The 15,884-nt window shown below is 74.6% G+C and carries 17 protein-coding genes; 4 read left to right on the forward strand and 13 right to left on the reverse strand.

Going from position 1 to position 15,884, the window contains the following annotated elements; translation table 11 throughout:
• Window positions 1-12: 12 nt before the first annotated feature.
• Entirely contained in the window at window positions 13-861 is an 849-nt protein-coding gene (locus ABT095_RS24125) for a class I SAM-dependent methyltransferase (protein WP_350531608.1), read from the reverse strand.
• Between the two features lie 48 nt (window positions 862-909).
• Here ABT095_RS24125 and ABT095_RS24130 point away from each other — a divergent pair, with 48 nt between their 5' ends.
• The gene (locus tag ABT095_RS24130; RefSeq protein ID WP_350531554.1) at window positions 910-1,293 is read left to right on the forward strand and encodes a contact-dependent growth inhibition system immunity protein; all 384 of its coding nucleotides are present in this window, start codon (window positions 910-912) and stop codon (window positions 1,291-1,293) included.
• Window positions 1,294-1,336: 43 nt separating this feature from the next.
• On the opposite strand, the gene ABT095_RS24135 is transcribed toward ABT095_RS24130, so the two are convergent.
• From ABT095_RS24135 to ABT095_RS24165, 7 genes are all read right to left on the reverse strand, one after another.
• Window positions 1,337-1,987 (reverse strand): HAD family hydrolase, encoded by a 651-nt coding sequence (locus tag ABT095_RS24135; RefSeq protein ID WP_350531555.1) that lies wholly within the window; start codon window positions 1,985-1,987, stop codon window positions 1,337-1,339.
• A 95-nt stretch (window positions 1,988-2,082) separates the two neighbouring features.
• Window positions 2,083-2,958: an aminoglycoside phosphotransferase family protein gene (locus ABT095_RS24140; RefSeq protein ID WP_350531556.1), complete on the reverse strand. Its 876-nt coding sequence runs from the start codon at window positions 2,956-2,958 to the stop codon at window positions 2,083-2,085.
• 22 nt (window positions 2,959-2,980) lie between these two features.
• Window positions 2,981-3,595 carry a DUF1707 SHOCT-like domain-containing protein gene (locus ABT095_RS24145; RefSeq protein WP_350531557.1) on the reverse strand — a complete coding sequence of 205 codons (615 nt, stop codon included), beginning with the start codon at window positions 3,593-3,595 and terminating at the stop codon, window positions 2,981-2,983.
• A gap of 65 nt (window positions 3,596-3,660) precedes the next feature.
• Window positions 3,661-3,957, reverse strand: a complete 297-nt coding sequence (locus ABT095_RS24150) for a hypothetical protein (protein WP_350531558.1) — start codon at window positions 3,955-3,957, stop codon at window positions 3,661-3,663.
• A gap of 173 nt (window positions 3,958-4,130) precedes the next feature.
• Complete coding sequence (locus ABT095_RS24155; protein WP_350531559.1) at window positions 4,131-4,877, reverse strand: DUF1775 domain-containing protein; 747 nt, start codon at window positions 4,875-4,877, stop codon at window positions 4,131-4,133.
• A 162-nt stretch (window positions 4,878-5,039) separates the two neighbouring features.
• On the reverse strand, window positions 5,040-6,479 hold the full coding sequence (locus tag ABT095_RS24160; protein ID WP_350531560.1) for a HEAT repeat domain-containing protein: 1,440 nt from the start codon (window positions 6,477-6,479) through the stop codon (window positions 5,040-5,042).
• Between the two features lie 319 nt (window positions 6,480-6,798).
• Entirely contained in the window at window positions 6,799-8,271 is a 1,473-nt protein-coding gene (locus tag ABT095_RS24165) for a DNA-binding protein NsdB (RefSeq protein ID WP_350531561.1), read from the reverse strand.
• Window positions 8,272-8,777: 506 nt separating this feature from the next.
• On the opposite strand from ABT095_RS24165, the gene ABT095_RS24170 reads away from it, so the two are divergent.
• Window positions 8,778-9,983: an aminoglycoside phosphotransferase family protein gene (locus ABT095_RS24170; protein ID WP_350531562.1), complete on the forward strand. Its 1,206-nt coding sequence runs from the start codon at window positions 8,778-8,780 to the stop codon at window positions 9,981-9,983.
• A gap of 7 nt (window positions 9,984-9,990) precedes the next feature.
• Here the strand turns inward: ABT095_RS24170 and ABT095_RS24175 are convergent, their stop codons facing one another.
• The 3 genes from ABT095_RS24175 to ABT095_RS24185 all read right to left on the reverse strand — a co-directional run bounded on the left by ABT095_RS24175 (window position 9,991) and on the right by ABT095_RS24185 (window position 12,813).
• The gene (locus tag ABT095_RS24175; protein ID WP_350531563.1) at window positions 9,991-11,115 is read right to left on the reverse strand and encodes an acyl-CoA dehydrogenase family protein; all 1,125 of its coding nucleotides are present in this window, start codon (window positions 11,113-11,115) and stop codon (window positions 9,991-9,993) included.
• Window positions 11,116-11,329: 214 nt separating this feature from the next.
• Window positions 11,330-11,824: a hypothetical protein gene (locus ABT095_RS24180; protein WP_350531564.1), complete on the reverse strand. Its 495-nt coding sequence runs from the start codon at window positions 11,822-11,824 to the stop codon at window positions 11,330-11,332.
• A gap of 758 nt (window positions 11,825-12,582) precedes the next feature.
• On the reverse strand, window positions 12,583-12,813 hold the full coding sequence (locus tag ABT095_RS24185; RefSeq protein ID WP_350531565.1) for a DUF397 domain-containing protein: 231 nt from the start codon (window positions 12,811-12,813) through the stop codon (window positions 12,583-12,585).
• Window positions 12,814-13,164: 351 nt separating this feature from the next.
• Between ABT095_RS24185 and ABT095_RS24190 the strand changes: the two genes are divergently transcribed.
• Window positions 13,165-13,557, forward strand: a complete 393-nt coding sequence (locus ABT095_RS24190) for a PTS-dependent dihydroxyacetone kinase phosphotransferase subunit DhaM (RefSeq protein ID WP_350531609.1) — start codon at window positions 13,165-13,167, stop codon at window positions 13,555-13,557.
• A gap of 217 nt (window positions 13,558-13,774) precedes the next feature.
• On the opposite strand, the gene ABT095_RS24195 is transcribed toward ABT095_RS24190, so the two are convergent.
• Together ABT095_RS24195 and ABT095_RS24200 are read right to left on the reverse strand one after the other, a co-directional pair.
• Complete coding sequence (locus ABT095_RS24195) at window positions 13,775-14,254, reverse strand: NUDIX hydrolase (RefSeq protein WP_350531566.1); 480 nt, start codon at window positions 14,252-14,254, stop codon at window positions 13,775-13,777.
• Window positions 14,255-14,283: 29 nt separating this feature from the next.
• On the reverse strand, window positions 14,284-14,538 hold the full coding sequence (locus ABT095_RS24200) for a hypothetical protein (RefSeq protein ID WP_350531567.1): 255 nt from the start codon (window positions 14,536-14,538) through the stop codon (window positions 14,284-14,286).
• Between the two features lie 306 nt (window positions 14,539-14,844).
• On the opposite strand from ABT095_RS24200, the gene ABT095_RS24205 reads away from it, so the two are divergent.
• Entirely contained in the window at window positions 14,845-15,861 is a 1,017-nt protein-coding gene (locus tag ABT095_RS24205; protein ID WP_350531568.1) for a polysaccharide deacetylase family protein, read from the forward strand.
• The last annotated feature ends 23 nt before the right edge of the window (window positions 15,862-15,884 follow it).

Raw genomic sequence — 15,884 nt, forward strand, 5'->3', positions numbered from 1 at the left:
CGTCCTGCCTGGTCAGCTCCCTGCGGAGCGCGCCGTGGCGATGTTGATCCGCATGCCTGCGGCGATCCTGCCGTCCGCGTCCTGGCGGCCGGCCGCGCTCGCCAGGAACTCGGCCTTCAGCTCCGCGGTCTGACGCTCGTCCAGCACCGTCATGTCGTAGAAGCACACGGTCAGCGCCGGCCACAGCTCCGCGGGCGTGCCGCCCAGGTCGATGGTGACGGTCCGCCAACCGACCGGGCCGAACCCGGCCGGGGCCAGGAGCTCGTCGAGGCCCTCGCGGGTACGGCTCCGGCGGTCGCCCAGGCGCGGCATGTGCCGGTCGGCGGGCGCCGCCTTGAGGTACGGCCGGAGGAGGGTGAGGAACAGCTCGACGGCCTCACCCTCGACCGCTCCACCGCCCACCGCGACGGCGAGGGTGCCACCCGGCACGAGCACCCGGGCCGCCTCGGCGGCGACCTGGTCGACGTCCGACATCAGCATCAGCGCCATGTGCGACACGACTGCGTCGAAGCTGCCGTCCCCGAACGGGAGTTGCTGCGCCCGCCCCACCCGCAGCTCCGCCCCGGCCAGCTCCGGCCGGGCCCGCGCCAGCTCCAACTCCCCGGCGGACAGGTCGACCCCGGCCAGCGTCTCGGCACCACGCCCGGCGAGCAACGCCAGCAACGCACCGTCCGCACACCCGAGGTCGAGCACCCGCCGAGCCCCCGCCACCTCGTCGGCCAGCGCCGCGTAGCTGGTCGTCCCGTCCGCCCTGGGAGCCCTCTCGACCCCGACGGACTGCCGCCCGGGTATCCGGTTGTGGATGCTGCGCAGGAAGTCCTCGGCAGCTGCTGCGGTGGCCGGCGGTCGCGGCGAATTCATGGTCACCGCCCGGACCTTACCGCCCCACCCCGAGACAGGACTCCTGATTTGCGCCCCGCCCGCTCCCTCCAAGACCTCGACGGCGGCCCCTGGCCCGCCCCGCCCGCCGACTCGACCCGCCTGGTCCTCACCGCCCACGCCCTGCGCCGCAAGCCGCTCCGCGACCTCACCCCCGAAGACCTCCGCCTCCTGATCAACCAGGGCATCGGCCTCCCCCACCTCCTCCCCCTCGCCCTGGCCCTCCTCCGCACCGACCCCCTCACCGAGGGCGACCTCTACCCCGGCGACCTCCTCGCCGCCGTCCTCCGCTGCTCCCCCGCCCTCCGGCAGACCCACCCTGACCTCGCCGCAGAACTCCGCACGATCGTCACCGCCCTGACAGGCCTCCCGCCCGACCTGGCCCGTGCTGCTGCCGCCTTCACCGCCGGCTAACGCCTCGGCGCCTCGATCGCGCCGGCCGACCGGGGCGAGCGTCTCAGCTCGAAGTGCTGATCACCTGATTGATCGCGACGGTCACGTCCTCGGCGACCTGAGTGGGCCGGTAGGAGGCCTGAGCCCATGGCCGCCCGTTCGACACCCACACGCTTCGAAGACCGAGTGCGTTCGCACCGGCGATTTCGGCATGCGGTGAATCGCCGATCACCCATGCCCCGGTGAGCGGAAGGCCGGCGAGGTCCGCTGCGGCGTGGAAGATCTCCGGTTCGGGCTTCTTGCAGCCGATCGCCTCCGAGACCACCCAGCCCTGGACGAGTCGGTCGAGTCCGGTCTGGCGGATCTTGGCTTCCTGTTGAACGCTGGTGCCATTGGTGACGATCACGCAGGTCCAACCGCCGGCCCGGGCCCTGCCGAGTGCCTCGCGGCAGGAGGCCGTCAACCTGACGCGATCGGCGGCGCCACGGTCGAGCAGGTCACCGACGGCAGCGGCAGGCACCTGGCCCCCGAATCGGTCGACCATGGCCTCGGCGACCGCGCGGCGAGCGGTGTACCCGCCGGCGTCCACGGTCATCACCCACGCGAGATCGGTGTCGGGCAGGCCGTGTTCGGCGAGGAACGCCGTGACGGCGTCGCGGAAGGCCGCGTCGCGGTCGACCAGCGTGTTGTCGAGGTCCAGCATCAGCAGCGGCATGACCGGCAGTAGACCACGAGCGGTGATCTCCGGGCAGGTGGGTTTCCGGGGCCTCGCGCCAACCCCGAAGGTGCTCCCCGTGCAGCTGCGCCGGCTCAGGAGATCGGCTGGTCCAGCACCTCGCGGAGGGTGCGTTCGCCGATGCCGTGCATCAGGGGGTTGTCGGCGGAGTGGGTCAGGAAGACCAGGGCGAGGGCGAGGGCCCAGCCGTGGGCGCGGGTCCAGGTGGCGTCGTCGGCCTGGGCGTAGGAGTGGCGGAGGGTGGCGCGGTGGTCGGCGGAAAAGAGCATCCAGGCGACGGCGAGGTCGGTCGCGGGGTCGCCGGCGGTGAGGTCGCCGAAGTCGATCACGGCGCTCAGGCGGCCGTGGTGGGTGAGGAGGTTGGCCGGGTGGAGGTCGCCGTGCAGCCAGCGGGGCGGGGCCGCCCACGCGGGGGCGGCGAGGGCGGCGTCCCAGCAGCGGACCGCAACGGCCCGGTCGGCGGGGGCGAGGTGGGGCAGGGCGGCGAGGACGCCCTCGGCGCGGCCGGCCAGCGGGATGCCGCGGAAGGGGTTGGCGGGCGCATCCGGCGGGGCCGGGACGTGCAGGGCGGCCAGGAAGGCGCCGAGTTCGGCGGCCGCGGCGTGGGGGTCGGTGAAGTCGGGCTCCGCCGCGACCCGGCCCGGGAAGTACGGGACGACGCTCCACGGCCACGGGTACTCCGCCGTCGGGTGCCCGGTCCGTACCGGTGCGGGCACCGGCAGCGGCAGCCGCCCGGCCAGCTCGGGCAGCCAGCGCTGCTCCCGGATGAGGAACTCGGCGGCCACCGCGCGCCGGGGCAGCCGGACCAGGAGGTCGTCGCCGAGGCGGCACACCAGGTTGTCCCAGCCGTTGGCCGGCTCCGAGACCGGCAGACCGGCCAAGTCCGGGTGCTGCTCGGCGAGCAGGCGCCGCACCAGCCCGACCGTGATCGGCACTTCTGCAGCGGGCATCGGGCGGACGGTCACGACCGAGTCACCTGACCAGCCACTTGCCGACCGGCCCGCTGCGCGGCTGCCGGACGATGACGCGGCCGAAGCTCTTCCGCCCCGCCAACTCCACCCGCAGCAGGGCCGGCGCGTCGAGCCCCGGCACGTACGGGTTCTTGATCTTGCTGAACTCCAGGTGCAGACCGTCCGCGTCGACCACGACGCCCGGCGGGACGACCAGGACGAGGTTCTTGCCGCGCATGGTCAGGTCGATCCGCAGGGTGTCCCGCGTGAGCACGGCCTGGCTGAGGTCGAGCAGCACGTCGCACCACTCCACCCGCAGGTCCATCCGCTGCGGTACCACCCAGCGCCCCACCCGCTCGACCGTGCCGAACCGCTGGTCGATCCGCAGGACGTCGGCGGCCACCGGCGCGCCGGGCCCGGACGGCAGATCGGCGGTCAGTCCGGCCAGCTCGCCGAGGGTCCGGGCCGCGAGGGCGGCCTCCACCCGCTCGTCCAGCTCGTCAGCGGTCAGCCGGCCGTCCCCCGCGGCCACCCGCAGCACGTCGACCACCCTGTCCCGGTCCGCGTGCGAGGCCCGCAGGGCGGGCTGCGATCCGGGGCCGGAGCCCGTCCCGGCGGACACGATCTCTCCCGACATGGTTCCCCTCCTGAGGTCGACGTAGATCTTCCCGCGACCGAGCCGATGCCGCAGCAACCAACACGCTATATCGCGATATGTGTTCCCGCCAGACCCGCCTGACGCCCGCTCAGGACAGCAGCTCCCGCATCGCGCTCACCGGCAGGGCCGGGTTGGCCGCGGCGATCGGACGGTTTGGGGTGGGCGAGGGAGACTGCCGCGGCAGTGGAACGGGCCGCCAGTGCCGACAGCTGAGCAGCGTCCAGGTCGGCTCGCCGGGCCGGTACGCCAAGGACCTCCTCGTCCGCGGTGTCGAGCAGGCGGGCAAGGAGGTCGGCAGGAAGGGCGGGGTTCGCGGCGTGGCCGAGCAGGGTGGCTTTCACGCCAGGCCGTCCTGCCGCGCGCTCCCGGGCGTCCCCTCAACCAAGGTGCCTGCCCGGCCGGTCGCATGGACGGTGGCGCCAACGGCTGGCGTCGCAGGGCCGGAAGGCGCGCACCTCGATGGGCGGCCGCCCGGCGTCATCCGCCGGGCGGGCCGTGGCCACCGGGCCGGACGTCAGCTCGCGCTGCGGCGGCGCCAGAGGAGGATCCCGCCGACGGCCACCACGGCGGCCGCCACGATGCCGATCACCAGCGGGGTGGAGTTCGAGGAGGACTTGCTCGAGGTGGCGGCGGCCGGCGCCGAGGAGGGTGCGGCCGACGGGGTCGCGGAGGCGGCCGCGGCGGCGGAGGCAGCTGCGGAGGCGGCGGCCGAGGCCGAGGCGGCGGAGCCCGAGGCGGCGGCTGCGGCGGAGGCGGCCGCAGCGGCTGCGTCGGCGGCCGAGGCGGGGGCGAGCTTGAGGACGGGGGCCGGGTGGGCCGGCTCCGCGCCGCCCTGGGAGAGGTCGATCCAGCGGTCCACGTGGCCGTCGGTGTAGTTGACCAGGGTCTTGAAGACCAGTTCCTTGGCGTTCGGGAGCCGGTTGATCTTGATCTTGTACTCGGCGGCCTTGCCCGGCGCGAGGGCGGTGCCCGCGAGGGTGTAGCCGTCGGTGCCCGGGGTCAGCTGCCAGCCCTGCGGGCCCTCGGCGAGGGTGATGTCCGCCGGGGTGAGCCCCGTGGGCAGGACGACCTGGATCTTGTTGATACCCGCCGTGTCCGACTCGCCCTCGGCGTTGAAGCCGACCACCACGTTCGCCGCCAGTGCCTGGGCCTGCGCGGGCTCGACCTCGACGTGGGCGAACGCCGGGCCCGCCAGCGCGAGCGCGCCGAGCAGGGCGGCGGCCGGGGTGGCGAGACGTGCGGCGGTACGGAAGCGGTTCATGCGGCAGGCGCTCCAGGGCGAGAGATCGGCAGTGTCCGGCCCATCATGCCCCACCCCTCGGCCCGCCATGCACCGGCGGACGCCGCCCTCTGTCAGGTGCGCGAGCCCAGGCGCATCAGCTCAGCTGCACCAGCCCAGGCGCACCAGCTCTGCTGCGCGAGCTCACGCCGACCGGTCGCGGGCCGTCAGGCGGCCCCGTACGGCGGCGTGCACCTCGGCCTCCTCGGCCGGATCGGCCGCCAGGCGGCGCAGCCGCTCCAGCACGCGGACGTCCCCCGTGGTGGTGACGTGGCGGGCGGCCAGCTCGCGGGTGGTCTCCTCGCAGTCCCAGAGGCACTCGACGGCTATGCCCCGGGCGAAGTAGGAGTCCACCGCGGCGAGGGCCTGGGCGGCCCGGCCGCGCAGCTCGGAGGAGGCGGCCTCGCCGTAGATGTGGCGCAGGGCGGGGACGGCTCCGGCGGCGGCCAGCCGCCCCACACCGTCGACCAGGCTGCCGAGACCGGCGCCGGTGACGCCGTGCACCGAGATCCACCGGCGCAGCGCGGCGACCACCAGCGGCCCGTCGGCGGGCTCGCCGGTGTCGGCCAGCAGGCGTACGGCGGCCTCGCCGAGGGCGCTGTCGGCGCCGCCGGTGGCCGGGTCGGCCCAGCGGCGGGCGTGTGCCAGCGCCTCCGGGCCGCGCATCCGGCCGACCAGCTCGAGTGCGACGGTGACGATCCTGTGGTCCACGTCAGCTGCCGCGGCCTCCAGGAGGCAGGCCACGGCCTCGTCCTGCTGGTCGAGCAGGTGGCGCAGGGCGGCCAGCCGTGCGCCGGGCACGCCGGCCCGGGCGGTGTCGAGGAGGGCGGGCCGGTCCTCCGGGCGGACCACGGCGGCCAGGCAGCGGGCGGCGGCCGCGGCGCGGCGCGCCACCCCCTCGGTGTCGAACGGATTGTGTGCGGGGGTGTCGGCCCAGGCGAGCACGTCGGCCGTGCTCCAGCCCGGGGTGACGCCCTGGCGGTTCAGCTGGCGCTGCCACAGGTCGAAGGGGGACTGCTCGCTCGCGGCGGCGATCCGGGGGTGCTCGGCGGCCCACAGCCGCCAGGGCCGGGGCTCGTACGCGGAGCGGATGGCGGCACGCAGCTCGGCCTCGCCCGCTTCGTCGGCGGGGAAGTGCGCCAGCACGGCGGGGGCCAGCGCGAGCAGCGACTTGTCGTCGTCACGCAGGGCGAGCTCGTCCAGGGCCCAGGCCCAGTTGCTGCCGGTGGCCACGTACCCGCGCAGCAGGTCGAGCGCGTCGCGGCGGCCGTAGGCGGCGAGGTGGCCCAGGACGGAGAGGGTGAGACCCGTACGGCTGTCGTCGGTGTCCAGCACATCGTCCACGCCGTGCAGGTGCTGCTCCAGACCACTGAGCGGCGCCTCCAGCTCCATGTAGAGGCGCGCGTAGTAGAGGGAGCGGTTCTCCAACTGCCAGTCGACCCTGGGGTCGCTGGTGACGCACTGCTCCAGCGCGGCGATCGCCTCGGTGCGGTCGGCGGCCAGCGCGTGCAACTGCCCGTCACCTCGGCCTCGCTGAAGGAGGCCGAGGAGGCTGGCACTGGGCGCTATCACTGGCTCGAACATGAGGTCAGCATCCGTTGCGGCGGTCGTAGTGGCAACGGGATTTCCGTCGCCGGGGGTCTGGTCGGTCCTGCGTGGGCGCCCGGGCGCCGGAATCACCGAAGGTTACCGCCTGGCCGGTCGATACGCACACAAGGCCGACAAGCTGCCGAAATGCATATGCCCCGGGGACTTTTCAAGCGAATTTGTCGTAAGACCCCACGCGGCGGCCCCGGACCTGGCAGAGTCATGGGCAGGCCGAGGCGCACCCCTGTCGCCTCGGCCTTCAACTCGAGCCCCCGCAAAGGCCGATCGGCCCCACGGCGGTCAGAACTCCCGGCGGTCAGAACTCCCGGCGGGGCATCGGCATCGACCGCTCGATCTCCGCCCGCAGCTCCGCGACCGGCGCCAGGCTCCGGTACCGCCCGGAGAGCCGGTACATCTCCCGCAGTCTGTCCCAGGTGCGGGTGGAGGAGGTCTGGCCGATCATGGCCATCGCCAGCCTGGCCTGGACCTGGGCCTCCTCCGGCTCCCCGGAGAGCCAGTGCACCGAGGCCAGCGTGATCCGGTCGAAGAGGGTGGACCGCTCCAGCCCCTTGCGCTCGCGCAGCTCCAGCGCCAGCCGGGCGTGCCGCTCGGCGAGCAGGGCCGCGCCCGGGTCGTGCTCGGCCAGGGTGCGGTAGACCAGGGCCTCCATGCCGTGCAGCTCGGCCTCGTTGAACAGCTGCATCCAGTCGGGAGCCGGCTCGTCCTGGCCCAGCGCGAACAGCTCCTCGGCCTGGTGCAGCGACCGCCGGACGGCCTCCGAGCGGCCCACGGCGGCCTGTGCCCAGGCCTCCACCGTGCACAGCATCGCCCGCGTGCAGGGCTGGGCCTGCTCGCCGCTGCTGGACCTGGCCAGACCGATGAGGTCCAGCGCGTCGTCGGCCCGGCCGAGGTGGATCATCTGACGGGCGGCCCGGGAGATCGCCTCGCCGGCCCGGGGGCGGTCCCCCGCCTCCTTGGCGGCCTGGGCGGCGATCACGAAGTACCGCTGGGCGGTGGGCTCCAGGCCCACGTCGTGGGACATCCAGCCGGCCAGCACCGCCAGGTTGGCCGCCACCGCCCACAGCCGCTGCTTCACGGCCGGCTGCAGGTCGTGCGTGAGCAGCCCGCCCACCTCGTTCAACTGGCCGACCACGGCCTTGCGCTGGAGCCCGCCGCCCCGGGAGGCGTCCCAGGCGCGGAAGACCTCCACGGCGTGTTCGAGCGCCGCCACCTCGTCGAGGCCGACCGGGCCGGGCTCGTACACGTCCGCCAGCGGGCGGACACCGCCCTGGGTGATCACTTTCCGGGGGCCCGGCCGGGCCGCGGCGTACGCCACGTCGTGCCCGGTGAGCCAGTCGTACAGGTTGTCGGCGATGACGGCCCCGGCCGTGAGCCCGGCTCCGGCCCCGACCAATCCGCGTCGGTTGAGCATGAGGTCCATTCCCGTGAACTCGGTGAGGACTTCAGCCGTCCGATCCGGCTCCCAGGCGCCGCCGCCGCTCGCGGGGGAACTGCCGGGCCTGGTGGGCCGGTGTCGTGTCAGACCGAGATCCTCAGTGGTGACGACACGACCGAGCCGCTCGGTGAACACGGCGGCCAGCACCCTCGGCACCGGATCGCGGGGGATCTCCCCCTGCTCGATCCAGCGCCGCACCCGCGAGGTGTCGGTGGACAGCTGCTGCTGACCCATCGCGGCACCGCGCCGGTTGACCAGCCTGGCCAACTCGCCCTTGGACCAGCCGGTCAGGGCGAAGAGATCGGCGAGTCTGGTGTTCGGCCCCTTGCTCACGTGAAGCCCCCAGGAATCCTCGGCTGACTCGACCCTAGTGCGATCGGCATGTGCCACGCGACCATTCGCCATGCTTCGCCAGGGTCCGCCACATGGTGTACCAGTGGCTTCCGGGTGTCATGTAGAGCTGCGCCACCCCACCTTCGGATCGGGAGGGCCGGAAACCCCGTCAGGGCTTGGCACAAGAGCACCCTGACGGAGTGTCAACGGCACTCCCGTGGCCTCATCCGAGGGGGTGGCGCGGCCGGGTGGCGCGGAGGCGCCGGGCACGGCCACGGCAGGCACGGGCACCCGCTCTCCCCAGGGCGCGGGCAGCCGGGCGGCCGTGCTCCGCGCCCGGCGCCTGCGCTCCAACCGGTCCCCCACCCGCCTCCGCCCCGCCCGTCCGTACGAGCGGGGGTCAGCTGCCGCCCCCCGGCATCGCACTGCTCCTCGGCAGCGCGTCCCCCGCGGCAGCTCTCACAGGCTGAGGCCACCGTCGGCCAGGAAGGGATTCTCAACCCCCCATGTACTCCTCCACGACCACCGGCACCTCCGCCCAGCCCCGCGCCGCGCTGCGCCCCCCCACCGCGGTGGGCGGCCGGGCCGGCCAGGGGCCCTCCCCGACCCTGCGCCCGGGCGTGTCCCCGGCCCGCAGCACCGACCTGCGCGACCCCCGCGCGCTGGTCGGCCGGTCCCCCGACCCCCGTGCGCTGGCGGGCCGTACCCCCGCCCCCCGTCCGGCCGAGCAGTACGGCCTGCGGCCCGGTGCCGACCGGCTGCTGCGCACCCGCCCGGTCGAGTCCACCCCGGACCGGGTCGACCCCGCCACCCTGCAGACCCCCGGGGTGCGCGCCGCCCTCGCCAACATCGCGCGGATATGTCCCGCCTTCCTCCCCCGCCAGGTGCTCCGGGAGGGCAGCCGCCACATCCTGATCGCCGGCACCATCGGCCGTGCCCCGGTGGTCGCCAAGTGCCTGGCGCCGCAGGCGCTGCGCACCGAGCAGCACGCCCTGCTGGCCGAGCGGTTCCACCACGAGGTCGCGGTCTACCGGGCCTTCGTCCGGCACCGCCCGCCGATCCGGCTGCCCCGCCTGGTCGCGGCCGACCCGGACAGGTGCGTGCTGGTCCTGGAGCGGGTCCCCGGCCGTCCGGCCGCCCGCGAGCGGCACCCGGTCAACGCGCCCACCCCGGGCGAGGTACGCGCCGTGCTCGGCGCCGTCCGCACGCTGAACCTCTGGCGCCCGCCGACGGACGTCTTCGGCAAGCCGCTCGACTACCAGCTGGAGATCGCCCGCTTCCACTCGGTCGGCCAGCTCACCGACCGCGACGCGGGCGACCTGCGCGGTCTGCTCCACGGCCTCGCGCACACCCCTCTCCAGCTCTGCCACGGCGACGCCCTGCTGGGCAACGTGCTGCTCGCCCCCTCCGGCCCGGTCCTGGTCGACTGGGAGGAGGCCGGCTGGTACCTGCCGGGTTACGACCTCGCGGTGCTGTGGAGCGTCCTGTCGGGCGACACCGCGGCCCGCCGCCAGATCAGCCAGCTCGCCCAGTCCGGCGGCACCGTCGCCCGCGACGCCTTCCTGGTCAACCTGGTGCTGGTGCTGATGCGGGAGATCCGCCTGCACGACGTCCCGGGCGCGGGCGAGGAGCAGCGCATCATGATCCGCCGCCTGTACGACGACGCGGCGCTGGCCCGCCGCGCGGTCCGGGCCGCCGTCGGCACTCGCTGACCAGCGGTCAGCGTCGGTCCAGGGCGGCCTGGGCGAGGGCGTCGACGGTGGCGTCCTCGGCGGGGAAGTGGCCGTGCCCGCTGAGGACGTCCCTCAGGTGACGCTCCAGCGGGTGGCGGCGGCTCAGCCCCTGGGTGCCGGTGAGGGTCACGGCCTGCTGGACGGTGGCGGTGGCGGTCCGGATCACGTGCAGCCGGGCGGGGCCGGTGCGGCCCGTGGCACCGGCCTCGCCGCGGTCGATCCGGGCGGCCAGGCCGGCCAGCAGCTCCTCGGCGACCACGAGCGCGCCCTCGAGCTCCCCCAGCGCACTCCGGTGGCGCGCGGGTTCGCCCGCGCGCGGGGTGAGGAAGCGAACCAGCCACTCCTGGGCCGCCCGCGCCACCCCGAGGTGGACGGCCGCGAACGCCAGGTCGTGCCAGGCGGTCTCCAAGGGGTCGGTGGCACCGGGCGCGGCGAGGCCGAGCACGGCGGTGGCGGGCGCCTCGGCCAGCACCACGTCGTGCCCGGCGCTGGCCCGCAGCCCGAGCTGGTCCCAGACCGGGTCGATCTCGATGCCCGGCCCGTCGCCCCGCAGCAGGAACAGGCCGGTCCTGGGCTCCGGCTCCTCGGTCCGGGCCGGGACGGCCATCCAGGCCAGCGCCTCGGCCCCGGCGCAGCCCGTCTTACGGCCCGTCAACAGCCAGCGCTCGCCGTCCCGTCGGGCCACCGTGCCCGGGAGTGTCCCGGCGCTGCCGGGCTCCGTCCGGAGCAGGTTGAGCAGGGTGGGCCCGCGCCGCGACTCGGTCAGCAGCTTGCGGTAGACGGCGGCCGGCCACGCCCCGGTGCGCCCCTGCTCGGCGTGGCACAGCAGCGTACAGGCGGCCAGCACGGCCACCGAGGCGTCGCCGCGCCCGAGGCCGGAGAGCACGGTGACGGTGTCGGCCAGCCCGCCGCCGGGGCCGCCGTACCGCTGGGCGACGGTGAGGGTGAGCAGGCCGGCCTCGTGCACGGCCTCGACGCCCTGGTACGGGAAGGTGGCGTCCCGGTCGTGCTCCTGGGCCCGGGCGGCGAGCAGGTCGACGACCCGCGGCAGCCCGGCGAGGGCGGCCGCGACGGTCGGGGCCCGGTCGGCGCGGGGAGTGGTCACGGTCATGTGCGGCGCCTCCTGCGGCGTCGGCGTGGGTGAAGGGACGCTCAGGGTCGGGGAGCCCTCACTCACACCCGCGGACACGCCGCGCTGGCGGTGCGCCGCAGGTCCAGGTACCTGCGAGCGGTCAGCAACAGGCGGCGGGGCGGCATGCTGGTGACTGTACGAATCGTTGATCGAACGCGTCAAGCATGGCCGGAAGCCGCCGTCAGCCAGGGGCTCAGCCCTGCTGGAACATGTCCGCCGGCAGCGGCTTCAGCAGTTGGTAGAGGTCGTCCGCGATCGGTCTGTCCCAGGACGCGATGGTGACCTGCACGCCGTCGCTGCGCCCGAACTGGGCGCAGAACACCCGGCCCTCGCTGACCTTGATCTTCCTCACGATCAGCAGGTCGTCGCCGAGCATGACCGGGAAGTCCTCGGCGGAGACGAACTCGACCGGCTCCTCGCTCTCCAGTGCCGCCAGCAGCTGACGGACCTCGAACGGGACTCCGTCAGCCGTGTCGCGGGCCGGGGAGCCCTCGGGGAGGTTGCCGATGAACATCGCCGGGCCGCGCCCGCCGAAGAGGTCGTAGCGCAGGAAGATGCCCTGGCACGAACCGTCCGCGCCGGTCATCGTCATGGCGCCGAAGTGGCCGGGCCAGTCGCCCGGGTCCATCGCGAGCACGTCGAAGTCCGGTCCTGCGGGCGAGCCGGAGCGTCGGCGGAGAAATGACATGACACCATCGTACGTGGCCGTCACGCCCTGCTCACGGGCCGGGTCGGCGGCTCGGCCCAGATCCACGCTCAGAGACCAATGTTGACTCTGAGCAACCGTCCGGGCTACGTTCGGTTCTGCACGACAGCCGCTGTGGACTCGATCCACCGGGGGGCGGTATGTCGCAGCGCGCCCGCGTGCGCGTTCCCTCGCTGCACATGTCGTGCGACTCACCATGATCCGCCTGGGCAGTTCCCGTTGTCCGCAGACCGTCAGACCAGCAGTCCCGACAAGACCCGCCAGTCCGACCCGACCGCGTCCGAACTACGCTCAGACCTGACACACCTGTACCGACCTGACTGAAACACCCAGAAGCCAGGTTCGCGGGGCCCCGGCCCGTCGCACCGCGAACCTCGCCCGGGACACCGCCGCGTGGGGGCGTGCGGATCTCGGGCAAACCGGTGCTTGCGCCCGAGTCGCTCTCGGACGCCGGTGCCACACCTCCCGGCGACTGCCGGCCCTCTCGAGGGCCGGGACCGGCCGACGCACCCCCGGTGCGGTGGGCAGAACCACGGGAGGAGCTCGGCACTCGTGCCGGGCGTCACAGCAGGCGCCGTGCTCGGTCGCGTGGGGGCGATGGGCACGGCGTCTGCCTGCTGCACATACTGTGGGCTGTTTCTTGTCGAACAGTCAACGACAAATCGGGGATTGGCACAGACACCGGGGCTCCGTGCAGGGCTCGGCCCCCGGAGCTGCCGCCCGGGGGCCGAGCAGGCCCGTCAGGTGAGGTCGAACTCGCCGTCCCGCGCCCCGAGCACGAAGGCCCGCCACTCGGCCGGGGTGAAGACGAGCACCGGCCCCTCCGGCTGACGGCCGTCCCGCATCGCGATGTAGCCCTCGACGAAGGCGATCTGGACGTCACCGACCCCCTGGCTGCTGGAGAGCCACTGGGCCTCCGTCAGGTCCAGCTTGGGCTTGGCCTCGACCTTCGTCCCACTGTTCGCCACCACTGCGCAGCTCCTCCCACGGTCGTCCGACTGTCCAGCCTAGCCACGGCCGCACCGCCCGGCGGGGGTTCCGGCCAGCCTCCCTCCCGAGGGGCGAGATCCACCGATCGGCCCGCTCCGGGGCGGCGAGTGTGCTAACGGGCACGGCTGCTGCCAGAGTGGATGTTTCACGCCCCGTCGGTCTCCGGGCGGGCGGCCACCACCCAGGAGCAGCCGATGGACCGCAGCGACGCCCACCGCGGTGGCACCGCGCACGACGCCGAGGTGATCCCGATCTCGACCGCCCACTCCGCGGGCGAGGCCGAGCCCGCGGAGCCGCACCCGGGGCGACCCACCGGGCTCGGGCGGGTCGGTCTGGTGCTGGTCTCGCACAGCGAGGAGCTGGCCGCCGCCACCGGCACCCTGGCCGTGGCCCTCACCGGCAGCCCTGACCCGGCCCCGGTCGCCACCACCGGCGGCAGCCTGGGCGACGGCCCGGGCAGCAGCGCCGTGCTGGTCGCCGCGGCGGCCCGCCGCGTCGACCAGGGCCACGGCGTGGCCGTGCTGGCCGACCTCGGCAGCGCCGTGACCACCGTCCGCGCCCTGCTCGCGGCCGCCGACGAACACGGCCTGCCCTTCCCCGTCCGCCTCGCCGACGCCCCGTTCGTCGAAGGCGCCGTCGCCGCCGTCGCGACCGCCACGGCGGGCGGGGACCTGTCGGCGGTGCTGGACGCGGCGGAGGAGATGTACCGCCAGCGGAAGCTCTAGGGTCTGTCCGGCCGATCACGTCGGATCAGCGGGCGGCGTCGGGTGACGCGCGGGCGGCGCCGACGCGGGGGCACCTCCCGGCCGAAGGCTGGGGGCAGGTCCATGCGGAGCATCGGCGGCTGAGGAGAAGCCGGCGAAGGGCCCCTCCTGCCCGATACCGGGCAAGGAGGGCGCGTGCCCCGGCGGCGACCGCCCGGCGCGATCGGCCGGACGGACCCTAGCCGGCCGTCCGGGCGAAGGCGGCCTCGGGCTTGCCGGCCAGGGCGTGGGTGACCCGCAGAGTGGTGTACTCGTCGAGCTCGGGGAAGTCCTCGGGGGCGAACCAGGTGATCTCCAGCGACTCGTCGTCGTTCACCCGGGCCTCGCCGGAGACCAGCCGGCAGCGGAAGGTCAGGTCCAGGTACTGCGCCTGGTCGCCGTTGGGGTACTGCGTCATCGGCGAGACGGTCACCGAGGTCAGCAGCTCGGGCTCGACCACCACCCCCGCCTCCTCGTACACCTCGCGCACCACGCAGTCGGCGGGCTCCTCCCCCGGGTCGAGGATGCCGCCGATCACCGCCCAGGCGCCGGAGTCGGCCCGGCGGCCGAGCAGCACCCGGCCCGCGTCGTCCACCACCACGGCCCCCACACCGGAGAGCCAGAGCGGGCGAGTCCCGACGTAGGAGCGGAGTTCGGCCAGAAACGGAGGGATAGGCATGCCCCGACCCTACGGGGTGGCGGCGCTGCCTACTGGCCGACCGGCGGGCGCAGCCGGGCGAAGACGACCCGGCCGAGCAGCATCACCCCGGCGGCCAGGCAGCCGGCCACGGCCATCACCCAGGCGGGCCCGTCGCTCTCCGGCACGGCCACCGCGATCATGATGCCGATCCCGACGCAGGCCGCCCCGACCAGTGCCAGCAGCACCGGGTGGCGCCGCAGCGCACCGCCGACCCAGAGCCGGGCCGCCCGGGTCACCGCCTGCTCACGTTCAGTTCCGGCCATACTGCCAACGGTATACCTCGCCGGCCCCAGGAGCACCGCTCACGGCAGTGCGGCGTGGAGGGACGGCGGAGCTCGTGTGCACTCCGCGCGCCTGTGTGAGAAAAGGTGTCACTTGCCGTACAACCATCGGTGAACGTCGGCGGTCTCCACTAGATTGAGCGATCCAGCAGCGGACGCGAATGCGGGTCGGGAGTCCCCGCAGTTCGCTGCCTGACCCGGAGCGGAGCCGCCGCGCCCGGGTTGTCGGAGGCCGGTGACGGTCTCCGGCGGTACCGCCACGCCGTCACCGGCGACCGAGGGGGAACCGTGCCGCAGTCCTTGTCCACCACCATCACCAGCCCGCCACCGGCCGCTCCGGCCGCTCCGGCGCCGGCCGGTCCGCCCGTCGCCAGGCGCAGCCGGGTCGCCCGGCTGCGCCGGAATCCCGGCCAGCCGCTCCGGCACAGCCGGGCGGCCGGGCGCCTGGCCGTCCTCGCCTATCACGGGGTCACCGATCCCCGGTCCTTCGGCGCCCAGCTCGACCGGCTGCGCCGGCTGGCCACGCCGGTCTCACTGCCGGACGTCGAACGGGCGGTGACCGAGGGGCGGCCGCTGCCGCCGCGCAGCGTCCTGATCACCTTCGACGACGCCGACCGCACGGTGCTCACCCACGCGCTGCCGGAGCTGGCGGCCCGCCGCATCCCGGCGGCGGCCTTCGTGATCGCCGAGCTGATCGGCACCGATCAGCCGTTCTGGTGGCTGGAGGCCGAGCACCTGGCCCAGCACGGCGGGCGGGCCCGGGCGATGGGGGCGTACGGCGGCTCCGGCCAGCTGCTGGCCGGGCTGAAGGCACTGCCCGATCCGGACCGGCGGCGCAGCCTGCAGGAGCTGCGGGTGAGCGCCCGCTGCCAGGCGCCCCGGCAGGAGCAGCTGCGCCCGGAGGACCTGCACGAGCTGCGCGCGGCGGACGTGGCGATCGGCAACCACACCCTGGGGCACCCCAGCCTGAGCCGCTGCGACGACCACACGGTGCTGGCCGAGATCCACGGCGCACACGAGATCCTGACCAAGTGGCTCGGCGAGGCCCCGGCCGCCTTCGCCTACCCGGACGGCGGTTACGACCCGCGCGCCGACGCCGTCCTGCGCCAGCTGGGCTACCGGCTCGGTTTCCTCTCCGACCACCGCCTCGGCCCCCGGCTGCCCACCCACCCGCTGCGGATCAGCCGTCTGCAGGTGGACTCCACGACCAGCATCCGCCGGATCGACAGCCTGCTCTCCGGCCTCCAGCGCTCGGGCCTGGCCCGGCTGCTCGACCCGCTCCGCCGCCCGGCGGCCGCCGGCTGACGTGCCCGGGCCCTCCCACCCGC

Origin of the sequence: Kitasatospora sp. NPDC002227 (genome assembly GCF_040296285.1) — a bacterium.
Classification (GTDB): Bacteria; Actinomycetota; Actinomycetes; order Streptomycetales; family Streptomycetaceae; genus Kitasatospora.